Below are 22,385 nucleotides of genomic sequence, written 5' to 3' on the forward strand. Positions count from 1 at the left end.
CTCACACACCAATCAATCATCGCGCGTCAGCACTTCCAGCAATTCAATCTCGAAGATCAGGTTCGAATTCGGCGTGATCCTGCCCATGGTCCGCTCGCCATAAGCCAGATGCGCTGGCACCAGCAACTTGCGCTTGCCGCCAACCAGCATGCCCAAAATCCCCTGGTCCCAACCCTTGATCACCCGCCCCGTGCCAATCACGCACTGAAAAGGTTTACCCCGGCTGTAGGAAGAATCGAATTCAGTCCCGTCTTCCAGCCAGCCGCGGTATTGGGTGGTGATCAGCGCGCCTTTGACGGCGGCTTTGCCGTCGCCCGGTTCAAGGTCGATGATTTGCAACTCGTTGTTCATGGTTCTTACTCGCTCACGATCGCCCGGTGGTTTGGGCGCGGACGGAGGTTTTCCCAGAAACTGGCGCTGAAGGCAATCCACGGAACCGAAAGACCGTCATCCGGCTCACATGAATAACGACTTCGTATTCAGGAAAGGATGCTCTGATGACCGACTCATCACCGCTGTACAGTTTCATCCCACCCTACATCCTCAACCGAATCATCGCTCACGGTTCCGACCGTCAGCGCTCCAGCGCGCAGACCACGCTGATCCATGTCCGCCGTCTGCGGCACAATCCCGGCCCGCCATCGCGCCCTCCCGCCCAAGCGATCCTGCCGCAGCCCGGCCAACCCGGCGTGGCACAGCGCAGCATTCACGATGCCCAGGGCAAAATGCTCCTGCCTGGCATGCCCGTGCGGCTTGAGGGCCAGGCGGCAACTGGCGATCCGGCGGTCGATGAAGCCTACGACGCGTTGGGTGCCAGCTATGATTTCTTCTGGAAGGTGCTGGGTCGCAACTCCATCGACAACAAAGGTTTTGCCCTGTTCGGCAGCGTGCATTACGGCCAGGATTACGAGAACGCGTTCTGGAACGGCGCGCAAATGGTCTTCGGTGACGGCGATGGCGAAATCTTCGAGCGCTTCACCCGCTCTCTGGATGTGATCGGTCACGAATTGACGCACGGTGTGATCGAAAGCGAAGCCGGCCTGGTGTACGCCAACCAGTCCGGGGCGCTGAACGAATCGCTGTCCGACGTGTTCGGTGTGCTGATCAAACAACATGTATTGGGCCAGACCGCCGAAGAGGCTGACTGGTTGATCGGCGCCGACTTGCTGACGCCGCGCATCAAAGGCATCGGTTTGCGCTCTATGGCTCATCCGGGCACGGCCTATGACGACCCGTTGCTCGGCAAGGATCCGCAACCGGATCACATGCGCAAGTTCGTCATCACCCAGGAAGACAACGGTGGTGTGCACATCAATTCCGGCATACCCAATCGGGCGTTTTATCTGGCGGCCAAGGCGCTAGGCGGGTTTGCCTGGGAGAAAACCGGGCACATCTGGTACGACACGCTGTGCGACAAGCGCCTGAGCAGTGAAGCGCCATTCAGTGCCTTCGCTGATCTGACCGTCGAGCATGCCCGACAGCGTTTTGGCACCGATGCAGCTCAGGCGGTGCGACATGCCTGGTCTGAAGTGGGTGTCGACCCGACTCAGGAGAAACCATGAAAACTCTGCCAACACTCGGTGCTGATGCTGTGGTACGTCTCTCCCGCCAGGGCGGTGTGGCGGCGATACAGGCTTTGACTCGCCCTCGTCGAATCGACTTCGCGCAATATGACATCGATCAGCGCACGCGCATTTGTTCATTGCTCGAAGGCTGCCTGCCACTCGCAGACGCAACCTCGGGTCGAGGTGATCAGCGTTTCTTTGAAATTGAAGTGCACTTTCGCAGCGGCGAACAGGACGATCGGATGGTAATGAAAGTGCCTGAAGATCAGGCGCCTGGGGAATTGGTGCATCTGTGGGACAAAGGTGAAGTGCTATAAACGTGCCGCCCCTCGCATTAGAGGCTGATCATTAAGGGTCGTGTGAACTAACATAAGCACACCTTTCCCGATACGGCTGATGCGCCCCGATGGCAACCCCTGAATGAATGAGGTCTGGACCAGCGCAACCATCGGCTCAGTGATGCTTGCCCTGATCATCGCGTTGATCTGTCGCGAGCGCTCGCTGCAAAAGCAGCTGGCCAAGTATCGCGTGCTGATCACCAGCCTGACTGACGGACAAAATATCCATCAGGACGGTGACGCCGAACGCTTCAAACGCAGCCAATACTTCGCTCGCATCGGTACTTGGGACTGGGATGTCGACACCGACAAGCTCTATTGGTCGGACGCGATCTATGGCATGTTCGGCTTCAAGATCGACGAAGTAACGCCCTCCTACGCGCTGTTTTGCTCATGTGTCCACCCGGACGATAGGGCCAAGGTCCGAGCCGGGGAGTTGCGCTGCCTGGAAACCGGCGAAAACCATGACGAGGAATACCGGGTCATCTGGCCCGACGGCACCCTTCGCTGGTTGCGCGAGACGGGCAATGTGGTCAAGAACGACCACGATGCAACCATCAAAATGATGGGCGTGGTACGCGATATCACTGAGGAAAAAGCCTCCGCCAGCTACCTGCAACACTTGGCCCACTTCGACCCGCTGACCGGTCTGCCCAATCGCCTGGTGCTCGAAGAGCGCCTGTCCGAAGCGCTGGAACAGGCCCGCATAAGCGCCACGAGGGTTGCGCTGGTGTTTGTCGATCTCAATGGTTTCAAGGCAATCAATGACCATTACGGCCATGCGGCCGGTGACCGGGTACTGATCACCACCGCCACCCGACTGAAGCGAATCTTGCGTTCAACCGATACCGTCGCCCGGATCGGTGGTGACGAATTTGTGGTCATCCTGCAAGGCCTGCCCCAGGGCAACAGCCTGCAGGACGAAGCCCGCAGCATCTGCCAGAAAATCTTCGTCGAGCTGTCGCCACCGGTGACCATCGGCAATGACCAACGACACATCGGCACCAGCCTGGGGGTCGCGGTGTTCCCGGACCATGCGCCGAGCATGGACCGGCTGATTCATATAGCGGATCTGGCGATGTATGAGGCGAAGCGCAGTGGGAATAATCAGTATCGGTTGGGCACTGAAAGCCCGGTGCGCGCTCACAGCGAATAGCCTTTCGGCGGCCTAACGCTCTACCGGCGTGATATCCACGATCGTCCCGTTGGTGATCATCACCATCATGTACTTGTCATTGCATTGGCTGACGCATGCTTCTCAAGCCTTTATCCTGAGAGCCCCCGCCGTACCGATTTCTGGAGTTAGCCATGCCCCATGAAGGCAACCTGTTGCAAGCCGCTGTCGTGTTTCTGCTCGCGGCGGTGCTCACCGTTCCCTTGGCCAAGCGCCTGCAACTGGGGGCGGTGCTGGGTTATCTGTTTGCAGGGGTGATCATCGGGCCATCGGTGCTGGGCTTGATTGGCAATCCGCAAAGTGTCAGCCACATTTCCGAACTGGGGGTGGTGTTGCTGCTGTTCATCATTGGTCTTGAACTGTCGCCGCGACGTTTGTGGGTAATGCGCAAATCGGTGTTTGGCGTAGGTCTGGCGCAGGTGCTGCTGACGGGATCGTTGATTGGAGTGCTGGCGCTGTTCGTGTTCGGCCAGCCGTTGAACAGCGCGATCGTATTGGGCTTGGGCCTGGCACTGTCGTCCACCGCATTTGGTTTGCAAAGCCTGGCCGAACGCAAGGAACTGACCAGCCCTCACGGGCGGTTGGCATTCGCGATTCTGTTGTTCCAGGACATCGCCGCCATCCCGTTGATCGCGATGGTGCCGTTGCTGGCGGGCGGCGATCACACCACCAGTACTGCCGAAGACCTCAATCACGGTTTGCGCGTGCTGGGCAGCATCGCGGTGGTGGTGATCGGTGGGCGATATCTGCTGCGACCGGTGTTCCGGGTGGTGGCCAAGACCGGGTTGCCGGAAGTCTCCACCGCCACCGCGTTGCTGGTGGTTATCGGCACGGCGTGGTTGATGGACCTCGTCGGCGTGTCCATGGCGTTGGGGGCGTTCCTCGCCGGGTTGCTGCTGGCGGACTCCGAATACCGCCACGAACTGGAAGCGCAAATCGAGCCGTTCAAGGGATTGCTGCTGGGGCTGTTTTTTATCAGTGTCGGCATGGGCGCCAACCTGAGTCTGCTACTGAACGCGCCGATCACCGTGCTGGGCCTGACCCTGTTGCTGATCGCAATCAAATTGCCGCTGCTGTTTGTCGTCGGTCGGCTGGCGGGTGGTCTGCGCAAAGTCAGTGCCATTCGCCTCGGCATCGTGCTGGCCGCCGGTGGTGAGTTTGCCTTTGTAGTGTTCAAGATTGGCCGCGATGAGGGACTGTTCGAGCCGCGCCTGTACGACTTGCTGGTGCTGACAATCACGTTGTCCATGGCGGTGACGCCGCTGCTATTGCTGTTGTGCGCGCGCCTGGTCAACCCCAAGGTTCAACCGGTGGTGGTGCCGGAGAAATTCCGCGAGATCGATACCGACACGCCGCGCGTGGTGATCGCCGGCATGGGCCGTATGGGGCAGATCGTTGCGCGGATTTTGCGCGCGCAAAACATCAAGTTCGTCGCCCTCGATACTTCGGTGGAAACCATCGAACTGTCGCGCAGCTTCGGCGGCGTACCGGTGTTCTACGGCGACCCGATGCGCCCGGAGATCCTCAGTGCGGCCAAGGTCGAGCAGGCAGAGTACTTTGTCATCGCCACCGACGACCCGGACACCAACATCAAGACCGCCGAGCGGGTGCACAAACTCTATCCGCACATCAAAATCATCGCCCGGGCCCGTAACCGTCAGCATGTGCATCGGCTGGTGGACCTTGGCGCCGAGGCCATTCGGGAAACCTATTATTCGAGCCTGGAAATGAGCCGGCGCACGTTGGTGGGGTTGGGCCTGACCCAGGCTCAGGCGGATGCGCGGATCAAACGCTTCAAGCATCACGACGAACAAGTGCTGGAAACCCAGCATGCGATTTATGACGACGCGGCGAAGGTGTTGCAGACCGCGCAAGAAGCCCGGACGGAACTGGCACGGTTGTTTGAGGCGGATCAGTTGGAAGAAGAATCAGGCAAGGCGTAAGTGATTGTTAACTGACATAAGGAACTCACCATGGCTGACCAACCCTCCCCCGCCCTAAAAGAAATCTTCAACGCCGAGCGCCTTGAACACATCGCCACCGAGGTGACGGCGGTCTATCCCGAGTTCAACGCCAAAGCCTTCCTGAAAATGGCCAACGACGGGCTTGCGCAATTATCGATCATGCAGCGCATGGCCCGGGTCAGCGAGTGCCTGCACGCGGTGCTGCCGTTGAGTTATGAAGAGACGCTTGAGGTGTTGCGCGCCCTCGCTCCGCGCCTGAACAGCGGCTTCGTCAGCATCTCGTTGCCGCATTACGTCGCGACGTATGGCGGACATGCATTCGAGCAATCGATGGAAGCGCTGAAATACTTCACCACCTTCGGCTCATCGGAGTTTGCGATCCGCTATTTCCTGCGCAGCAACATCGAACGTTCACTGGCGGTCATGCACGATTGGTCCCTGGACGAAAACGAACACGTCCGGCGCCTGGCCAGCGAAGGTTGCCGGCCGCGCCTGCCATGGTCGTTTCGACTGGAACACGTGCAAGCTGACCCGACACTGGCCGCCGAGATCCTGAACAACCTTAAGGCCGACGACAGCCTCTACGTACGCAAGTCCGTGGCCAACCACCTCAACGACATTACCAAGGACCATCCCGAATGGGTGCTGGACCTGATCGAACGTTGGTCGCTGGACAACAAACACACGGCGTGGATCGCCAAACACGCTCTGCGCAGCCTGATCAAACAGGGCAACCGGCGAGCGTTGACGATCATTGGCGCGGGCGGCAAGCCTGAGTTCGAGATCATCGATGTGAAGGTGGAACCAGCGGTGATTCGCCTGGGTGAAAAAATCACCCTGTCCTTTGGCGTCAAATCCAGGGTCGAGGACAGTCAGCGATTGGTGATCGACTACGCCATCGATTACGTCAAAGCCAACGGCAGCACGTCGGCGAAGGTGTTCAAGCTCAAAGCGCTGACGCTTTCCGGCAAGGCTACCGAGACCGTTGCCCGGGGTCAGCACATCAAGGAACTCACCACCCGCCGACATTACGCGGGCAAGCACGCCGTGCACATTCTGGTGAACGGCGAGCTTCTGGCCAGCAGCGCATTCGAAATCATCCCGTAACGGGGTTCGACCCCAACAACAATCCCTGCTCACGCTCACACAACTCCACCACGTAATCCCACAACACTCGCAACCGCACGGATTTGTGCAACTCGCGCCGCGTGCTGATCCAATAGCTGCGCTGGATGCTTTCATCCGGCAACAACGGCACCAATTCGGGGTCAGCGCTGGCCATGTAGCACGGCAACACGGCGATGCCCAGGCCTGAGCGCGCAGCCTGTTGCTGGGCAATGACGCTGGTGCTGTGGAAGACCACTTGCGGGTTGCGGCAGAAGCTATTGAGGAACATCAGCTCCTGGCTGAACAGCAAGTCATCGACGTAGCCGATCCAGGCGTGGCGACCGAGGTCCTCGCGGCTGCGCAGTGGCGGCGAGCGGTCGAGGTAGCCCTGGCTGGCATACAACGCCAGGCGATAGTCAGTGAGTTTACGGGTGACCAGCATGTCGGCGGACGGGCGCTCCAGGTGGATGCTGATCTCGGCTTCACGGTTGAGAATGCTGACGAAGCGCGGCACCGCCACCAGTTCCACTTCCAGCCCCGGATAACGTTCGAACAGAGCGTTCATGCGGCTGGCGAGGAACATGATGCCCAACCCCTCAGTCACCCCGACACGGATTTTACCTAACGGTGCGCTCGACTGAGTGATTTCCTCCTGAGCCAGCAGTGCGACGTTTTCCATGGCTTCGGCGTGTTTGAGCAGCGCTTCGCCGGCCGGGGTGAGCTCATAGCCCTGGGCATGCTGGACAAACAGCGCGGTGCCGAGGCTTTTTTCGATAGCCTCGATGTGCCGAGCCACGGTGGCGTGAGTGGTGTTCAAACGGCGGGCAGCGGTCAGCAGACGCCCGCTACGCTGCAACTCGAGAAAAAACCGCAAGTCATTCCAGTCGAACATGAGTCGTCCTTGAAGCGAGGTGTTTAAAAACGCACAGCGGCTGCGCAAAAACTAACATTCTTTTGACGAAAGCTAACAACTAGGATGACCGACAACAAGAACAACAACATAAGGTCACGCATGCAGACTTCTCTGGATGAATACGACTACATCGTGGTCGGGGCCGGGCCGGCCGGTTGTTTGCTGGCCAATCGATTGTCGGCCAACCCGCAACATCGCGTGTTGTTGCTGGAAGCCGGCGGCCGCGATAACTATGCATGGATTCACATTCCCGTGGGTTACCTGTTCTGCATCGGCAACCCGCGCACCGACTGGTGCTTCAAGACCGAAGCACAAACCGGCCTGCAAGGTCGGGCCCTGAGTTATCCGCGTGGCAAAGTGCTCGGCGGCTGTTCATCGATCAACGGCATGATCTACATGCGCGGCCAAGCGGGCGACTACGACGGCTGGGCAGCCCAAGGCAATCCCGGCTGGAGCTGGAACGACGTGCTGCCGTTGTTCAAAAAAAGCGAAAACCACTTTGCCGGCGAATCGAAATTTCACGGTGCTGCCGGGGAATGGCGGATCGAGCGCCAGCGCCTGTCGTGGCCGATTCTGGATGCCTTCCGCAGCTCTGCCGCGCAAAGCGGCATCGCCAGCATCGATGACTTCAACCAGGGCGACAATGAAGGCTGCGGCTATTTTCAGGTCAATCAGAAAGCCGGTATTCGCTGGAACGCGGCCAAGGCGTTTCTCAAACCGATCCGCAACCGCCCCAATCTCACCGTGCTGACCGACGTCGAAGTGGATCGCGTGCTGCTGGAAAATGGTCGTGCCTCAGCAGTCAGCGCGTGTTGGCAAGGTCAGGCGAAATCCTTCAAGGCGCGTAAAGAGATCGTGCTGTGCGCCGGTTCCGTCGGCTCTCCCAGCATCCTGCAACGTTCCGGAATCGGTCCTCGCCCGCTGCTGCAACGACTGGGCATCGGCGTTGCCCATGAACTGCCCGGCGTAGGTGGCAACCTGCAGGATCACCTGCAACTGCGCCTGATCTACACACTGGAAAACACCCGCACGCTGAATCAAATCGCCGGCAGCCTGTGGGGCAAGATGGGCATGGGCCTGCGTTACCTGTATGACCGCAGCGGCCCGTTGTCCATGGCGCCCAGCCAACTCGGCGCCTTCGCACGATCAGGACCGGAGCAGACGTCGGCGAATCTCGAGTACCACGTTCAGCCACTGTCGCTGGAGCGTTTCGGCGAACCATTGCATGCCTTCCCGGCCTTCACGGCGTCGGTGTGCGATCTGCGCCCGCAAAGCCGTGGTCGCATAGAGATTCGCTCCACCGATCCGCAGGAAGCACCGCTGATTCAGCCCAATTACTTGAGCCATCCGGAGGACTTGCGGGTTGCAGCGGATGCCATTCGCCTGACCCGCCGCATCGTCGCCGCACCGGCCCTGCAAGCGTTCAAACCGGTTGAATATCTGCCCGGAGACAGCTTGCAAAGCGAAGAAGAATTGCACGACGCCGCCGCCCGCATCGGTACAACGATTTTCCACCCGGTCGGCACCTGCCGCATGGGCAACGACGCAGACGCCGTGGTCGATGCGCAACTTAAAGTCCATGGTATCCCCGGCCTGCGCATCGCCGACGCCTCGATCATGCCGCGCATCACCTCGGGCAACACGTGTTCGCCTACGCTGATGATTGCCGAAAAAGCCGCGCAACTGATCCTGGACACACCCACAATGAGTTTTGCACCCGACGAAAAAGCACTGACCGCAGTCTCTTGAACAAAGGAATAGCGGCGCCAGCCCAAAGACCGGCGCCGACAGTGGAACAAAAAAAACAATCACTGTGAGGGATACCGATATGTCAGAACATGTTCAGCCTCTGGAAGCCGTACGCAGCGCGGGCACCAGCCGCGAGACCCAGAAAGTTATCTTCGCGTCGTCGCTTGGGACAGTCTTCGAGTGGTACGACTTTTTCCTCTACGGCGCACTCGCCGCGGTGATCAGCAAACAGTTTTTCGCCGGGGTCAACGACACCACGGCGTTCATCTTTGCGCTGATGGCCTTCGCCGCAGGCTTCATCGTGCGACCGTTCGGCGCACTGGTGTTCGGACGGCTAGGGGACATGATCGGGCGTAAATACACCTTCCTCGCCACCATCATTCTCATGGGGGTGGCGACTTTCTGCGTCGGATTGCTCCCGACCTACGCGAGTATCGGCATCGCCGCGCCGATCATTCTTGTGGTGCTGCGCATGCTTCAGGGCCTGGCCCTGGGCGGTGAATACGGCGGCGCTGCCACTTACGTGGCCGAACATGCGCCGATGGGTAAACGCGGCTTCCACACCAGCTGGATTCAGTCCACCGCAACCCTCGGGTTGCTGCTGTCGTTGCTGGTGGTGCTCGGTTGCCGCTACTTCACCGGCGACCAGTTCGAAGTCTGGGGCTGGCGGATTCCGTTTCTGTTTTCGATCATTCTGCTGGGCATCTCGACTTGGATTCGCATGAGCCTGCACGAGTCGCCTGCATTCGTGAAAATGAAAGAGGAAGGCAAGCTCTGCAAGTCGCCATTGCGCGATTCTTTCGGCAAATGGGAAAACCTTAAAGTCGTACTGATCGCCCTGTTCAGCATCAACGCCGGGCAAGCCGTGACCTTCTATGCGGCGCAGTTCTACGTGCTGTTCTTCCTTACCCAGTTCCTGAAAATGGACCCGGCCGTGGCCAACAGCCTGCTGATCGTCAGCGTGATCATCGGTGCACCGTTCTTCATTTTCTTCGGCTGGCTGTCGGATAAAGTCGGACGCAAACCGGTGCTGATGATCGGCCTGCTGCTGGCCACCGCGCTGTACTTCCCGATCTTCAAGTCAATCGCCCACTACGCCAACCCGGCCATCGACCTGGCCAGCCGTCAGGCACCGATCACCGTACTGGCTGACCCGGCCACCTGCACTTTCCAGTTCGACCCGGTGGGCAAGGCGAAATTTGATAGCCCTTGCGACAAGGTCAAAACTTTCCTGGTGAAACAGGGCCTTCCTTACAAGAGCGAAGCTCTACCTGCCGGCAGCGGTGTGCAGGTGAGCGTCGGTGAAGTGAAACTCGATGGTTACGATGAAGCGGCCCTGCGTGGCGCCGTTACCCTGGCTGGGTATCCGTCACAAGCCGACACCCAGTTGATCAACAAACCGATGATCGTGGCGCTGATGGTCGCGCTGATCATCATCTCGGCCATGTGCTACGGCCCGCTGGCAGCGCTGATGGTCGAACTGTTCCCGACCCGCATCCGCTACACCTCGATGTCCCTGCCGTACCACATTGGTAACGGGTGGTTCGGCGGTTTCCTGCCGACGGTGTCGTTTGCCTTGGTGGTGTACACCGGGGACATCTTCTACGGGCTGTGGTACCCGGTGGTGATTACCGGGGTGAGCCTGGTGATCGGGATGATCTGTTTGCGTGAGACCAAGAACGTGGACCTGGATACCAACTGACAGCACGGTCAAAAAAACGCCCCGCAATGCGGGGAATGCTGGTCACTTAAGGTTGGGGGGGCATATCCGTTTTTGCGGTCACGGCGGCTTAGGGTTCCACCCTTACGGCGGGTCACTTTGGAAAAGAACCCCAAAGTAACCAAAGGGTTCTTGCCCCTTTCGTTCGGTGCCTCGCCTAGGCTCGGCATGCCCTCACTCCGGTCCTGCTCCGTGGGCCCGCCGCCATCGGCCATCCATGGCCGGGGGCGGCTAACCCGGCATCCATGCCGGGTTGCCCACTGCGCAGAACCTGCGCTCTGCCTCTCGAGGGGGCGTGTACCGCAAACGCCAAAGCGAGGCGGCCTACCGGCCGGCCTGGCTTTAAGTGAACGCATTTCCCTGTAGGAGCTGTCGAGCGAAGCGAGGCTGTGATCTTTTGATCTTGCTGTTGCTTTGGCTTTGGCTTTGGCTTTGGCTTTTGATCTGCCCCGTCGGAAGGCCAAGTGGAGGTTCTGCGCAGTGGGCACCGCGGCAAGGATGCCGCGGTAGCCGCCCCCGGCCATGGATGGCCGATGGCGGCGGGCCCACGGAGCAGGACCGGAGCGAGGGCATGCCGAGCCTGGGCGAGGCACCGTACGTCAGGGGCAAGAGCGTTTGGTTACTTGGCGCTTTTCCAAGTGACCCGCTGTAAAAGCGGAACCATAAGTGGCCGTTACCGCAGCAACGGATATGTACACGATCAAAACCCGGTCGGCTCTCAGGCCGTCATCCATTTTCTTAAGTGAACAGCATTACCACAATGCGCGGGGTTTTCGTCAATCTCCGACCCGACGCTCGACGCAACCATCGCCCCGCCACTCACCAGACCGAGGCCTCATGATCATTTCATCCGCATCTGACTATCGTGAGGCAGCACGCCGAAAACTCCCGCGTTTTTTGTTTGATTACATTGATGGCGGGGCTTATGCAGAGCACACGCTGCGGGCCAACAGTGCTGACCTGACGGGCATCAGCCTTCGTCAGCGCATTCTGAAAAACGTCGAAACCTTGAGCCTTGAAACCACCCTCTTCGACCAACGACTTTCAATGCCGATCATATTGGCCCCGGTAGGACTGACGGGCATGTTCGCCCGTCGTGGTGAAGTGCAGGCTGTAAAAGCGGCGGAAAATAAAGGCATCCCGCTTTGCCTATCAACGGTATCGGTGTGCTCGATCGAAGAGGTCTCGGCTCAAACCCGACAACCCATCTGGTTTCAACTGTATGTGTTGAAAGACAGAGGCTTCATGAAAAACGCACTAGAACGCGCGAAGGCCGCCGGGGTGCAGAACCTCGTGTTTACCGTGGACATGCCCACGCCCGGCGCCCGGTACAGGGACGCACACTCGGGCATGTCAGGCCCTTTTGCGGCATCGCGGCGAATGCTTCAGGCCATGACCAAACCCGACTGGGCATTCAACGTCGGTGTCATGGGGCGTCCACACGACCTGGGCAATATCTCGAAGTACCTTGGTAAAGCCGTGACACTCGAAGACTACATGGGCTGGTTGGCCAATAACTTCGACCCTTCGATCAGTTGGAGTGATCTGGAGTGGATTCGTGATTTCTGGAAAGGCCCAATGATCATCAAAGGCATTCTCGATCCTCAGGACGCCAGAGACGCGGTCAGCTTTGGTGCGGATGGCATTGTCGTGTCGAACCACGGTGGGAGGCAGCTGGACGGCGCACTTTCCACCACCAGGGCATTGCCGCCCATCATGCAAGCCATCGGTAATGATCTGACGGTGCTGGTCGACTCGGGCATCCGCTCGGGGCTTGATGTCGTACGGATGTTGGCGCTGGGAGCAAAAGGCGTATTGCTGGGGCGTTCCATGGCCTACGCATTGGCGGCCGATGGTCAACGCGGGGTGGAGAATATGCTGGATATCTTCGCCAAGGAAATGCGCGTGGCCATGACCTTGACCGGGGTGACCTCGATTAGTCAGATTGATCAATCCACGCTGGTGGAGGCTGTTCGATGAGTTGAACAGCTGACCTTAAAACGCCGCGCCAATGCGCGGCGTTTTCGTTGATGCCTGGGAAGCGACCCTCACTCGAAGTTTTCAATAATCTCGAACTGTACTTGATCGGGATAGAACGCCACGCAATTTTTAATCTGCTCCACCGACACTTTAGGGTTTTCATAACTCCACACCGCGTTAGCGCCTTCATGCCCCGGGATTTGCAGGCTGAAATAGCTGGCATCGCCCTTGTAGGGGCAATAGCTCGTGTGATCGGTGCGGGCAAAGTACTTTTCATCGATGTCCTCGCGCGGTACGTAATACACCGGAGGATAGTTGGCCTCGAGCAACACCCGCGCCCGTGCGGAGGCGGCCACCTGAATACCGTGAAACTTTACAAGCAGGCAGCCCGGCTGCTCTGCGATGGTGATGACAGGACTAGGACCGGAGGTTTTCATCAGATTCTCCTGGGTTATCGGGAGCGCCCACGCTCCTGTGGCGAGGGGGCTTGCCCCCGAATGGGCTGCGCAGCAGCCCCAAAACCTGCGACCGCGATTAAATAGGTATACCTCATGTTTCCCTGCCGCGACTGCTTCACAGCCGAACGGGCGGTGCGGCGTTCCGACAAACCCCCTCGCCACAAAAAAGCCATCAGCGGGAGTTGAACCATGGCCCCGGGGGAACGCGTCAGCGGCATGTGCGCCGCCACCAACTCAATAAACTACCGCCGCTTCGGCGGCACCTGCCGCCCGGAAGCTTAGAGCAGATTGAACTGGTCATCTGTATATCCATACAGATAAAGGTTGCTCCAATCTCATTCCCTGCGCATTCTGTTCACCTCTTCAAACCGACTGAACGAGGGTGGTTATGCGGCTGTACCTCTGTGAAAAACCTTCCCAGGCCAAAGACATTGCGACCGTCCTCGGCGCCAAACGTCGCGGCGACGGCTGCTGGCTGGGAACGGACGTCACGGTGACCTGGTGCATCGGCCATCTGCTGGAAACCGCGCCGCCGGACGCCTATGACGCGCGTTACAAGCGTTGGGTACTGGCGGATCTGCCGATCATTCCAGAGAAATGGAAGATGATGGTTAAACCGCGTACTGCCGGCCAGTACAAGGCGGTCAAACGCTTGCTCGGCGAGGCCGATGAACTGGTGATTGCCACCGACGCCGACCGTGAGGGTGAGATGATTGCCCGGGAATTAGTGGAGCATTGCCGTTATCGAGGGCCGATCCAGCGGCTATGGCTGTCGGCGCTGGACGATACGTCGATCCGCAAGGCATTGGCAGCCCTGAAGCCGGGGGCCGAAACCTTTAGTCTTTATCATTCGGCCCTCGGGCGCTCGCGGGCCGACTGGCTGATCGGGATGAACATGAGTCGGCTGTTCACGCTGTTGGGGCGTCAGTCCGGTTATCAGGGCGTATTGCCGGTCGGTCGGGTGCAAACGCCAACCCTGCGCCTGGTGGTGGATCGCGACCGCAGCATTGCCGATTTCGTGCCGGTCGCCTATTGGGCCATCGATGTGCAACTGCTGCACGACGGTACCGCGTTCACCGCCCAGTGGCGCGCGGCCTCCGAGGTGTGCGACGATCAGGATCGCTGCCTGAATCAAGCCTTGGCGCAGCAAGCAGCGGCGGCGATTGGCAGCGCGGCGAGTGCCCGGGTCATCAAACTGCGCACCGAGCGGATGCGCGAAGTGGCCCCCCTGCCCTTCGATCTGGGCACCTTGCAGGAAGTGTGCTCGAAGAAGCTCGGGCTTGGCGCCCAGGAAACCCTCGACATCGCCCAGGCTCTGTACGAGACCCACAAGGTCATCACCTATCCGCGCAGCGACTGCGGTTATCTGCCCGTGAGTCAGCACAGCGAAGCACCGGGCATTCTTGCCGCGCTGAGGCAGGCTGATCCGGCACTGAACGCCTTGAACGATTTCCTGGAGCCTCAGCGACGTTCACGGGCCTGGAACGATGCCAAGGTCAGCGCTCACCACGGCATTATCCCCACCGCTGCGGCGAAAAACCTCGAGCGACTGGCGGGCAAACAGCGGGCGGTCTACACCCTGATCCGCGCGCGTTATCTGGCGCAGTTTCTGCCCAACCATGAATTTGACCGGACCCAGGCCGACTTCGACTGCGCCGGTGAAGCCTTGCGTGCCGTCGGCAAGCAAATCGTCGAGCCCGGCTGGAAGCGCGCCCTGCCCGAGGCCCTCGCCCCGGCCAAGGGCCGCGAAGCACCGGCACCGCAAACACTGCCGGCATTGGCCGAAGGGCGTGACTGCGCGGTGGCCGACGTCAAGCTCAAGGACCTCTGGACGCAACCGCCCAAACCCTTTACCGAAGGTGATCTGATCAAGGCGATGAAGAACGTCGCCAAACTGGTGGAAGATCCACTACTGAAGCAGAAACTCAAAGACACTACCGGTATCGGCACTGAAGCGACCCGTGCCTCGATCATCCAGGGCCTGCTCGACCGTGGTTATCTGATCAAGAACGGCAAGGCACTGGCCGCTACCCCGGCCGCTTTCAGCCTGATCGATGCCGTGCCGCGCGCCATCGCCGACCCGGGGACCACGGCGATTTGGGAGCAGGCGCTGGACATGGTGCAGAGCGGCGAGATGAGCCTGGAAGAATTCGTCACCAAGCAGGCCGCGTGGATGAGCAAACAGGTCGCTCGCTGCGCCGGCCTGAGCCTGACCATCAGCGGGCCGGCAAGCCCCGCCGGGCGCGGTGCCACGCCGTGGAAAAGCAAACGCAAGCCCGCCAAACGCAAGCCCTCGACGGGCACCAAACGCGCGGCAAAACCGGCGAGCAAGGCTTGATGGCACTTCGAACGAGCCACAAGGGTCTAGTGTTCTTCAAGCCCAACGACAACCCCATTTTCTGATAAGGCATCGACCATGATTATCGTGCATCACCTGAACAACTCCCGTTCCCAGCGGATCCTCTGGTTGCTGGAAGAACTGGCCATCCCTTACGAGCTGAAACGCTATCAACGTGACCCGAAGACCAACTTGGCACCGCCGGAATTGAAAGCGATCAATGCCCTGGGTAAATCACCGGTCATCGAAGACGGCGCGCAGAAGCTGATCGAGTCCTCCGCGATCATCGACTACCTGATTCGCCGTCATGGCGAAGGTCGCTTGCAACCCGATCCGTCCACCCCCGCCTATGATGAATACGTTCAGTGGCTGCATTTCGCCGAAGGTTCGGCCATGTTGCCGCTGATGTTAAACCTGTACGTGGGGCGTCTTGGTGACGCCGGCACGCCGTTGCATCCGCGGATCGACTCGGAGGTGGCCAACTACCTGAGCTACCTCGACACGGCGCTGAGCCAGTCCGACTACCTGTTGGGCAATGAATTGAGCGCCGCCGACATCCAGATGAGTTTTATTGGCGAGATCGCCAGAGCCCAAGGCAAGCTCGGCGACTATCCTCATACAGCGGCCTGGATTGCACGCTTTCAGGCTCGCCCGGCCTATCAAGCCGCACTGAAAAAAGGTGGGAAATACGATTTCGCCCCGCACTGAGTGCCTCAGGAGCCACCCCGCATGCCCTTGATAGAACTGCACGCCGCCCAGCGCGACGAACTGGAAACGATTGAAAACCTGATGCAGTTCTATCTGTATGACTTCAGCGAGTGGCTGCCGCTAAAGCTCGGGGAGCATGGTTTCTTCAACGCCCAGCCTAAACCGGGTTACTGGCGCAAACCCGAAACCAAGCCGTTTCTGATCAAGGTCGACGGAGAATTGGCCGGTTTCGTGACCGTGGACGACGAAACCCATACTCACGGCGCCGAGTACAACATTGGCTACTTTTTTGTCAGTCGGCGCTTTCGTGGCCAAGGCGTCGCGAAGTTTGTCGTTTCCACCCTCTTGAGCCGGTTCCCCGGTCAATGGCAAATTTTCCACCTCGACGCGAACCAGCCTGCGCGGGCGTTCTGGGCCCGGGTCATAGCTAATCTCACCCATGGCGAGTTCACCCTGCATCAGCTATCGGTAGACGGTTATCCCTGCACCTTTTACCGATTCCAGATATCGCCGCCATCGTCCTGACTGGCGCCTTCCGATCGCGCTTTTTAATTCCAAACGACTTTGTCCGACAATATGTAGTGACCAAAAATAATCACTACAAAACCGTTGACGCGTCCGATTTGCCCTTGCATGATGCAGACATCTCCCCGATCGGGAGTACAGGCAACACGTTTGAACAAGCTCGTCTGACCGCCGAGCTGTTTTTCCCGGATACACGCTGCCCACAAGGCAGATTGAAGAAGCTGACCTGGCCTGAACGTCCAGTACAAGGACGAGAAACGCTGGCGATCAATCCTCATGAAGCTTGTGGCCGACCCTGAAAATGTTGGCAGTGGCCTGAAGGTTTTCGCTGCTTCTCCTCGTTGTGACGCTATTGCGTAGCAGTTATTCAACACGACTACATGCAACAGACGCGTGACCCCGTCAATTTGGCGGCCGACCGCTGACGTCCTGGTTTCGGTGCCAGGGATCAACTAACCGATGGGCTACCTGTATTAGCGAATCAACTTTGAAAGATCACCAAATGGTCAAGGGGCTTACTATGAATCTGAACAATCAACCCACTATCGATGAACTGGCTCATCTGTTCGCTGCGCAAAAAGACAGCCATGACAGCCATATTCTGTGGATCAGCAAGTCGGGCCAGGTGCATATCGACTGCCTGTCGCCTCACGCCCATGAAGCGGAGTTCGACAAGAACAACCAGAACCTGCTCGCCCGACTGAAGATGTACCGTCGCGGCCAAGGCTATGTCGGCAAGAAAGCCGCGGCCGACAAGGACTTTATCGGTCATGTTCTGCAAACGCTGAAACAGGCGTGGGCATCGATGCAGTACCAGAACGAAGTTCGGGTGATTGATCGGTTCTCCTGATACCCCAGGGGTTTTATTCCACACCCCCTCCATAAAAAGGCCCCGCTCGTGACATCGAGCGGGGCCTTTTTGTTGTGCGCCCAGCATGGGCGCAATCTTGTGGGTGAAAGTCCCGCCGTAAGCTGACCACAGCGAACGAAGTGAAGCGCAACTGCATGAGGGTGACCGAGTGTGGGGAGGAAGCGTGAATCGAAACCGTGAGCCGATGGACAAGAACCGGATATAAGGCGATGCCGATCAGGGCGAGCGGGCAGCAAACCGCGAAGCTCTTGTGGTCAAGGGTCAGGCAGCGTAAATCCGGCGGTTGTGCGGGGAAGGATTGCGTTCTTACCTGGGGAGATCTTGCCTTGTGCCTGAAAGGGCGACGGCGCCAGCCGGAGCGAGAAGTCAGCAGAGGCCGTAGTAGTCTTTTTTTTTGACGAAGGGCCGAACGAGAGAAAGCGTTATAGGCCATGTTGATGCGAACGACCGGAAGTCAGATGCCTGCCAAACGCGGGGCGGATGTGAGGACGGGAGCGGTGAAACCGTGAGAAGCCCCATCAGCGACGAGGTCAATCGCCCGCAAGATGAATCCGACAACGCAGGGCAAGGGCTGTTGGATCGGGCCTTTGCGAGAGAAAACCTGAAGCGGGCGTGGAAGCGGGTCAAAGCCAACAAAGGTGCAGCGGGGGTCGACGGTCTGGATATTCAACAGACGGCCGAACATCTGCTGACTCAGTGGGCGGCGATTCGTGAACAGCTTCTATCCGGCATCTACCGGCCCAGTCCGGTACGCCGCGTGGTCATTCCCAAACCCGACGGTGGTCAGCGCGAGTTGGGAATTCCGACGGTCACCGACCGTTTGATCCAACAAGCGTTGCTGCAAGTCTTGCAGCCACTACTCGACCCGACTTTCAGTGAACACAGCTACGGCTTTCGCCCGGGACGCTGCGCGCAGGACGCCGTTTTGGCGGCTCAGCGCCATGTGTCTTCGGGGCGCAGAGTGGTGGTGGATGTTGATCTGGAGAAGTTCTTCGACCGGGTCGACCACGACATTCTGATGGATCGTTTACGCAAGCGGATTGCGGATCGGGCGGTTATCCGGCTGATTCGGGCGTATCTGGATGCGGGAACGCTGATCAATGGCGTGGTCGAGAAAAGCCGTTGCGGGGCGCCGCAAGGCGGCCCGCTGTCGCCGTTGCTGGCGAATGTGCTGCTGGACGAAGTGGATCGGGAGCTTGAACGTCGAGGTCATTGCTTCGTACGCTATGCCGACGATGCGAATGTGTATGTTCGCAGCCGCAGGGCTGGGCAGCGGGTAATGGCTTTGCTGAAGCGTCTGTATGAAAAGCTGCACTTGAGTGTCAACGAGAGCAAGAGTGCGGTGGCGAGTGCGTTTGGTCGCAAGTTTCTTGGATATGCCTTTTGGGCGTCGCCCCAAGGCGTCAAAAGAGCTGTGGCGGTCAAAGCGCGCAAGCAGTTCAAGCAACGGATACGCGAACTCACCCGTCGCTCAGGTGGCCGCAGTCTGCGACAAGTCGTCGAAAATCTACGCCCTTATCTCTTGGGCTGGAAAACTTACTTTGGGTTGTCACAAACACCGAAAATCTGGCGAGAGCTTGATGAATGGATACGACACCGACTGCGAGCGATCCAGCTTAAGCAATGGCGGCGTGGACCGACGATCTACCGCGAACTGAGGGTGCTGGGAGCCAGCAGTCAAACGGCCCGGAAAGTGGCGGCCAACTCGTGTAGCTGGTGGCGTAACAGCCGATTTGAGCTGAATCGAGTGTTGGATGTGGCATGGTTCGACAGGCTGGGACTGGTGCGACTCTCATAACCTCAATCTCTCGAACCGCCCGGTGCGGACCCGCATGCCGGGTGGTGTGGCAGGGGAGCGGCCTATGAAGGCCGCCCCCTATGCCGATTGTCTCGTGCGCACCAAACAACGCTATCGTTAACCGTGTGCACTGGATTATTGGAGGTTTGCGATGAAAAAACATCTGACGGGCTTGATGCTGCTGGTGCTGGCCAGTGCTGCCCTTGCAAACAGCGTCCCCGGAGTTCCCTCATTCAATATGGACTGCCCCGGAAACATCGTCGTTCAGGCGGATCAGGACGGGCCGGTATTAATCAACAGCAAGGAAGCCGCCACCAAAGCCATCAACGATCGCCGCTTCGAAGCCAAGGGTTCGGGCTACACAATCTCGATCATCCTCACCGATGATGACTCGGTCACGGTGTCCTCCACTGGCAAGACGCCCAATGGCGTGTGCCAATCAATGGATGACTGACGTCGTCGACTCAACTGTAGCCGCACCCAACACCAGCTCCATAAACGCCACCGACGCCGCACTGTGATAGTTGTTTTTGCGTCGAAGCAGCGCGGCCCCTCTTTGGGGCGCCTCCCCTAGCAATGGGATTTTGCGCAATGCACGGTCCTGGGTGGCAATGGGCTCTGGAAGAATAGTGGCCATGGCCGTGTGCCGAATGACTTCCAGCAAGGTGCTCACCGAGTTGACCTCGATCACCACCTTCGGCGTGATCTGCTCTTGGGCAAAGTACCCGTCAATGCGGGTGCGGGTAACGAAGTCCGCAGTCAGCAGCGCAAATTGCAGTTGCGCTACCTCTTCAGCAGACAACGCCACCTGGCTTTCGTATAACGGGTGATCGCGCCCCACCATGACGCCCAATGTCTCGGTAAACGCCGGGATGGACTCGATGTCGGCATTTCTGACCTGGGTAAACGCGATGGCGATGTCCAGTGAGTCATCCACTAGACCGGCCTCGATGTCATCCATCGACAGCTCGAAAATCTGCAGATGGATGTTCGGAAAGCGCGCCACGTAATCGCGCACCAACGGCCCCACCAGGTACGCCATGAACGTTGGCGTCATGGCCAGCCGCAAGGTGCCGCGGGACAAGTCCTTCACGTCATGCAGCGCACGTTTTCCCGCCTCCAGTTCCACCAGCACCCGACGAGCGCATTCGATGTAGGCCTGTCCCGCATCGGTGGGTTTCACCGCGCGCGAGGTCCGGTCGAACAGGCTTACGCCCAGGGTTTCTTCCAGTTGCCGGACCTGTTGGGACAGGGTCGGTTGCGAGACGTGAAGCGCCTCGGCGGCACGGGTGAAGCCGCCGTGGTCGGCCACCGCCAGCAAATAGCGCAAATGTCGTAGCAGCATGGGGGATCACACTCTATAGGCTGTGCTTATGCGCTGCATTGTATATGGGTCTTGGACGCTATGGATCGATCCGCAGAAGATTGCTCCACACCCAAGCAATACCACCCCGGCAGGAGAAACCCCATGCAACAGTCCCACGCTTACAACGACCCAAGTCTGGCGCTGACCACGTCTATCCTCGATGCAAAAGCGCGTAAAAACCTGTCCTGGCAGGACCTGACCGACGGCACCGGCCTGGGTCTGGCGTACGTCACCGCCGCCCTGCTCGGTCAGCACCCACTGCCGGAAAGCGCCGCCAAAGTCATTGGCGAAAAACTGGACCTGGACGCCGAAGGCGTGGCCCGCCTGCAGATCATCCCGTTGCGCGGCAGCCTCTCGGGTGTCTCGACCGACCCGACCATCTACCGCTTCTACGAAATGATCCAGATTTACGGCACCACCTTGAAAGCCCTGGTACATGAACAATTCGGCGACGGCATTATCAGTGCGATCAACTTCAAGCTGGACATGAAGAAAGTCGAAGACCCGGAAGGTGGCTCCCGCGCAGTGATTACCCTCGACGGCAAGTTCCTGCCACTGCGTCCTTTCTAAGTGGATGCCGGTTCTGCGAGGACTTCGTCCGAACGCGGCCCGCCTCGGACGCAGCCTCGCGGGCTCGGCAGCTGCTACAAAATAATCATTCTAATTACGCATGAGGACATCGCCATGAAAGCGCTCATCGAAGGTTTTTTGAAGTTTCAGAAGGAAGCCTTTCCGCAACGCACCGACCTGTTCAAACACCTGGCCACCACCCAGCATCCGGGTACGTTGTTTATCACCTGTTCCGATAGCCGGGTCGTGCCAGAACTGCTGACCCAACAAGAACCCGGTGAACTGTTTGTGATCCGCAACGCCGGCAATATCGTGCCCTCTTACAGCCCGCACCCCGGCGGTGTATCGGCCACGGTCGAATATGCGGTCGCGGTGCTCGGCGTTACTGACATTGTGATCTGTGGGCATTCGGACTGCGGCGCCATGACCGCCGTCGCGAAGTGCACCTGCATGGACCACCTGCCCGCTGTCAGCGGCTGGTTGCAACATGCCGAGTCGGCGAAAGTCATCAACGAATCCCGTCCTCACGCCAGTGATGCGGCGAAGGTGAGTTCAATGGTTCGGGAGAATGTCATCGCGCAACTGGCCAATATCCAGACGCACCCAAGCGTGCGCCTGGCTCAGGAGAAAGGCCTGTTGAATGTGCACGGTTGGGTCTACGACATCGAGACCGGTTCGGTCGACGCCCTGGATGCCAACAGCCGCCGTTTCGTGGCGCTGGCAGAGTATCCGGACACCTGTGCCCTTCGAGCTCAATCCGTAGAAGCAGCAGCCTGAAGCTTAAATCCACTCGCCGCGAGACGATCGATGCAGCGCTCCCGGCTAACGGGAGCGCTGCGCTGACTCGATCGACAGGGTCATTTATCGTCCATCTTGGTGGACGATTGAGGCCGAATCTCAGTGCTCTCTTCGGCGTTGGGTGGTTCTGGAAAACTGCCTGGCGTGAACACGTGAGTCAGCAAGTCTCTGGCATCGACTTCGACGACTCCCTGAACCGAACGGGCCAGAGCAACAGCCTGCTCACACTGTTTATGGGTGTTGACGCGACCGCTCAACGCCACCGTGCTCCCATGGGTTTTGACATGGATTTGCAGGCCGAGGCTGGGTTCGGCCATTGCCAGGGCTGACTTCACCCTGGCGGTAATCCACGTATCGTGAACGCCCCTTTCCAGATCCTGAGAGTAATGTTGAAACGAATGAAGTTTCATGGTGCGACCCTCTTCACGTAATCAGATGCGCTG

At 59.0% G+C, this 22,385-nt stretch carries 21 protein-coding genes; 16 read left to right on the plus strand and 5 right to left on the minus strand.

Annotated elements, in window-relative coordinates; translation table 11 throughout:
• Window positions 1-12: 12 nt before the first annotated feature.
• Window positions 13-351, minus strand: coding sequence for an FKBP-type peptidyl-prolyl cis-trans isomerase (locus ACYZTR_RS16095; protein WP_461972409.1), 339 nt, complete (start codon window positions 349-351; stop codon window positions 13-15).
• Window positions 352-497: 146 nt separating this feature from the next.
• Between ACYZTR_RS16095 and ACYZTR_RS16100 the strand changes: the two genes are divergently transcribed.
• The 5 genes from ACYZTR_RS16100 to ACYZTR_RS16120 all read left to right on the plus strand — a co-directional run bounded on the left by ACYZTR_RS16100 (window position 498) and on the right by ACYZTR_RS16120 (window position 6,148).
• Complete coding sequence (locus ACYZTR_RS16100; RefSeq protein ID WP_461972411.1) at window positions 498-1,562, plus strand: M4 family metallopeptidase; 1,065 nt, start codon at window positions 498-500, stop codon at window positions 1,560-1,562.
• The gene (locus ACYZTR_RS16105) at window positions 1,559-1,882 is read left to right on the plus strand and encodes a protealysin inhibitor emfourin (protein ID WP_461972413.1); all 324 of its coding nucleotides are present in this window, start codon (window positions 1,559-1,561) and stop codon (window positions 1,880-1,882) included. Before ACYZTR_RS16100 ends, ACYZTR_RS16105 begins: the two co-directional genes overlap by 4 nt.
• A 103-nt stretch (window positions 1,883-1,985) precedes the next feature.
• Window positions 1,986-3,059, plus strand: a complete 1,074-nt coding sequence (locus ACYZTR_RS16110) for a diguanylate cyclase domain-containing protein (protein WP_461972415.1) — start codon at window positions 1,986-1,988, stop codon at window positions 3,057-3,059.
• A 152-nt stretch (window positions 3,060-3,211) separates the two neighbouring features.
• A complete protein-coding gene (locus ACYZTR_RS16115; protein ID WP_461972417.1) occupies window positions 3,212-5,020 on the plus strand; it encodes a monovalent cation:proton antiporter-2 (CPA2) family protein in 1,809 nt (602 codons plus the stop codon).
• Window positions 5,021-5,050: 30 nt separating this feature from the next.
• A complete protein-coding gene (locus ACYZTR_RS16120) occupies window positions 5,051-6,148 on the plus strand; it encodes a DNA alkylation repair protein (RefSeq protein WP_461972419.1) in 1,098 nt (365 codons plus the stop codon).
• Here ACYZTR_RS16120 and ACYZTR_RS16125 read toward each other — a convergent pair.
• Window positions 6,138-7,040 (minus strand): LysR family transcriptional regulator, encoded by a 903-nt coding sequence (locus ACYZTR_RS16125; RefSeq protein WP_461972421.1) that lies wholly within the window; start codon window positions 7,038-7,040, stop codon window positions 6,138-6,140. The two genes, ACYZTR_RS16120 and ACYZTR_RS16125, sit on opposite strands and share 11 nt — an antisense overlap.
• 120 nt (window positions 7,041-7,160) lie before the next feature.
• Here ACYZTR_RS16125 and ACYZTR_RS16130 point away from each other — a divergent pair, with 120 nt between their 5' ends.
• From ACYZTR_RS16130 to lldD, 3 genes are all read left to right on the plus strand, one after another.
• Window positions 7,161-8,810: a GMC family oxidoreductase gene (locus tag ACYZTR_RS16130; RefSeq protein ID WP_461972423.1), complete on the plus strand. Its 1,650-nt coding sequence runs from the start codon at window positions 7,161-7,163 to the stop codon at window positions 8,808-8,810.
• A gap of 79 nt (window positions 8,811-8,889) precedes the next feature.
• The gene (locus tag ACYZTR_RS16135; RefSeq protein WP_461972425.1) at window positions 8,890-10,512 is read left to right on the plus strand and encodes an MFS transporter; all 1,623 of its coding nucleotides are present in this window, start codon (window positions 8,890-8,892) and stop codon (window positions 10,510-10,512) included.
• 855 nt (window positions 10,513-11,367) lie between these two features.
• The gene (gene lldD, locus ACYZTR_RS16140) at window positions 11,368-12,510 is read left to right on the plus strand and encodes an FMN-dependent L-lactate dehydrogenase LldD (protein ID WP_461972427.1); all 1,143 of its coding nucleotides are present in this window, start codon (window positions 11,368-11,370) and stop codon (window positions 12,508-12,510) included.
• Window positions 12,511-12,578: 68 nt separating this feature from the next.
• On the opposite strand, the gene ACYZTR_RS16145 is transcribed toward lldD, so the two are convergent.
• On the minus strand, window positions 12,579-12,947 hold the full coding sequence (locus tag ACYZTR_RS16145) for a DUF427 domain-containing protein (RefSeq protein WP_461972429.1): 369 nt from the start codon (window positions 12,945-12,947) through the stop codon (window positions 12,579-12,581).
• A gap of 409 nt (window positions 12,948-13,356) precedes the next feature.
• Here ACYZTR_RS16145 and ACYZTR_RS16150 point away from each other — a divergent pair, with 409 nt between their 5' ends.
• From ACYZTR_RS16150 to ACYZTR_RS16175, 6 genes are all read left to right on the plus strand, one after another.
• A complete protein-coding gene (locus tag ACYZTR_RS16150) occupies window positions 13,357-15,306 on the plus strand; it encodes a DNA topoisomerase III (protein WP_461972431.1) in 1,950 nt (649 codons plus the stop codon).
• A 78-nt stretch (window positions 15,307-15,384) separates the two neighbouring features.
• The gene (locus ACYZTR_RS16155) at window positions 15,385-16,014 is read left to right on the plus strand and encodes a glutathione S-transferase family protein (protein WP_461972432.1); all 630 of its coding nucleotides are present in this window, start codon (window positions 15,385-15,387) and stop codon (window positions 16,012-16,014) included.
• Window positions 16,015-16,035: 21 nt separating this feature from the next.
• A complete protein-coding gene (locus tag ACYZTR_RS16160; protein WP_461972434.1) occupies window positions 16,036-16,539 on the plus strand; it encodes a GNAT family N-acetyltransferase in 504 nt (167 codons plus the stop codon).
• 520 nt (window positions 16,540-17,059) lie between these two features.
• Window positions 17,060-17,389, plus strand: a complete 330-nt coding sequence (locus ACYZTR_RS16165) for a hypothetical protein (protein ID WP_282381476.1) — start codon at window positions 17,060-17,062, stop codon at window positions 17,387-17,389.
• A 526-nt stretch (window positions 17,390-17,915) separates the two neighbouring features.
• Window positions 17,916-19,208, plus strand: coding sequence for a group II intron reverse transcriptase/maturase (ltrA, locus tag ACYZTR_RS16170; protein ID WP_461972436.1), 1,293 nt, complete (start codon window positions 17,916-17,918; stop codon window positions 19,206-19,208).
• Window positions 19,209-19,359: 151 nt separating this feature from the next.
• Entirely contained in the window at window positions 19,360-19,662 is a 303-nt protein-coding gene (locus ACYZTR_RS16175; RefSeq protein WP_461972438.1) for a hypothetical protein, read from the plus strand.
• Here ACYZTR_RS16175 and cynR read toward each other — a convergent pair.
• On the minus strand, window positions 19,648-20,553 hold the full coding sequence (cynR, locus tag ACYZTR_RS16180) for a transcriptional regulator CynR (protein ID WP_461972439.1): 906 nt from the start codon (window positions 20,551-20,553) through the stop codon (window positions 19,648-19,650). The genes ACYZTR_RS16175 and cynR overlap by 15 nt on opposite strands.
• A gap of 123 nt (window positions 20,554-20,676) precedes the next feature.
• Between cynR and cynS the strand changes: the two genes are divergently transcribed.
• The gene (cynS, locus tag ACYZTR_RS16185) at window positions 20,677-21,144 is read left to right on the plus strand and encodes a cyanase (RefSeq protein ID WP_461972441.1); all 468 of its coding nucleotides are present in this window, start codon (window positions 20,677-20,679) and stop codon (window positions 21,142-21,144) included.
• 114 nt (window positions 21,145-21,258) lie between these two features.
• A complete protein-coding gene (locus ACYZTR_RS16190; protein WP_461972443.1) occupies window positions 21,259-21,921 on the plus strand; it encodes a carbonic anhydrase in 663 nt (220 codons plus the stop codon).
• A gap of 80 nt (window positions 21,922-22,001) precedes the next feature.
• On the opposite strand, the gene ACYZTR_RS16195 is transcribed toward ACYZTR_RS16190, so the two are convergent.
• Complete coding sequence (locus ACYZTR_RS16195; protein WP_461972445.1) at window positions 22,002-22,352, minus strand: BON domain-containing protein; 351 nt, start codon at window positions 22,350-22,352, stop codon at window positions 22,002-22,004.
• Between the last annotated feature and the right edge of the window lie 33 nt (window positions 22,353-22,385).

Source organism: Pseudomonas sp. Hz4, from assembly GCF_054898165.1.

Excerpts from the sequence above, each read along its gene's own strand:
- cynS (WP_461972441.1), top strand. The coding sequence starts at position 20,677 with ATGCAACAGTCCCACGCTTACAACGACCCAAGTCTGGCGCTGACCACG.
- ACYZTR_RS16135 (WP_461972425.1), top strand. The coding sequence starts at position 8,890 with ATGTCAGAACATGTTCAGCCTCTGGAAGCCGTACGCAGCGCGGGCACC.
- ACYZTR_RS16120 (WP_461972419.1), top strand. The coding sequence starts at position 5,051 with ATGGCTGACCAACCCTCCCCCGCCCTAAAAGAAATCTTCAACGCCGAG.
- ACYZTR_RS16110 (WP_461972415.1), top strand. The coding sequence starts at position 1,986 with ATGAATGAGGTCTGGACCAGCGCAACCATCGGCTCAGTGATGCTTGCC.
- ACYZTR_RS16100 (WP_461972411.1), top strand. The coding sequence starts at position 498 with ATGACCGACTCATCACCGCTGTACAGTTTCATCCCACCCTACATCCTC.
- ACYZTR_RS16095 (WP_461972409.1), bottom strand. The coding sequence starts at position 351 with ATGAACAACGAGTTGCAAATCATCGACCTTGAACCGGGCGACGGCAAA.
- ACYZTR_RS16165 (WP_282381476.1), top strand. The coding sequence starts at position 17,060 with ATGAATCTGAACAATCAACCCACTATCGATGAACTGGCTCATCTGTTC.
- ACYZTR_RS16125 (WP_461972421.1), bottom strand. The coding sequence starts at position 7,040 with ATGTTCGACTGGAATGACTTGCGGTTTTTTCTCGAGTTGCAGCGTAGC.
- ACYZTR_RS16175 (WP_461972438.1), top strand. The coding sequence starts at position 19,360 with ATGAAAAAACATCTGACGGGCTTGATGCTGCTGGTGCTGGCCAGTGCT.
- ACYZTR_RS16115 (WP_461972417.1), top strand. The coding sequence starts at position 3,212 with ATGCCCCATGAAGGCAACCTGTTGCAAGCCGCTGTCGTGTTTCTGCTC.
- ACYZTR_RS16155 (WP_461972432.1), top strand. The coding sequence starts at position 15,385 with ATGATTATCGTGCATCACCTGAACAACTCCCGTTCCCAGCGGATCCTC.
- ACYZTR_RS16160 (WP_461972434.1), top strand. The coding sequence starts at position 16,036 with ATGCCCTTGATAGAACTGCACGCCGCCCAGCGCGACGAACTGGAAACG.
- ACYZTR_RS16195 (WP_461972445.1), bottom strand. The coding sequence starts at position 22,352 with ATGAAACTTCATTCGTTTCAACATTACTCTCAGGATCTGGAAAGGGGC.
- ACYZTR_RS16130 (WP_461972423.1), top strand. The coding sequence starts at position 7,161 with ATGCAGACTTCTCTGGATGAATACGACTACATCGTGGTCGGGGCCGGG.
- lldD (WP_461972427.1), top strand. The coding sequence starts at position 11,368 with ATGATCATTTCATCCGCATCTGACTATCGTGAGGCAGCACGCCGAAAA.
- ACYZTR_RS16145 (WP_461972429.1), bottom strand. The coding sequence starts at position 12,947 with ATGAAAACCTCCGGTCCTAGTCCTGTCATCACCATCGCAGAGCAGCCG.
- ACYZTR_RS16105 (WP_461972413.1), top strand. The coding sequence starts at position 1,559 with ATGAAAACTCTGCCAACACTCGGTGCTGATGCTGTGGTACGTCTCTCC.
- cynR (WP_461972439.1), bottom strand. The coding sequence starts at position 20,553 with ATGCTGCTACGACATTTGCGCTATTTGCTGGCGGTGGCCGACCACGGC.
- ACYZTR_RS16190 (WP_461972443.1), top strand. The coding sequence starts at position 21,259 with ATGAAAGCGCTCATCGAAGGTTTTTTGAAGTTTCAGAAGGAAGCCTTT.
- ACYZTR_RS16150 (WP_461972431.1), top strand. The coding sequence starts at position 13,357 with ATGCGGCTGTACCTCTGTGAAAAACCTTCCCAGGCCAAAGACATTGCG.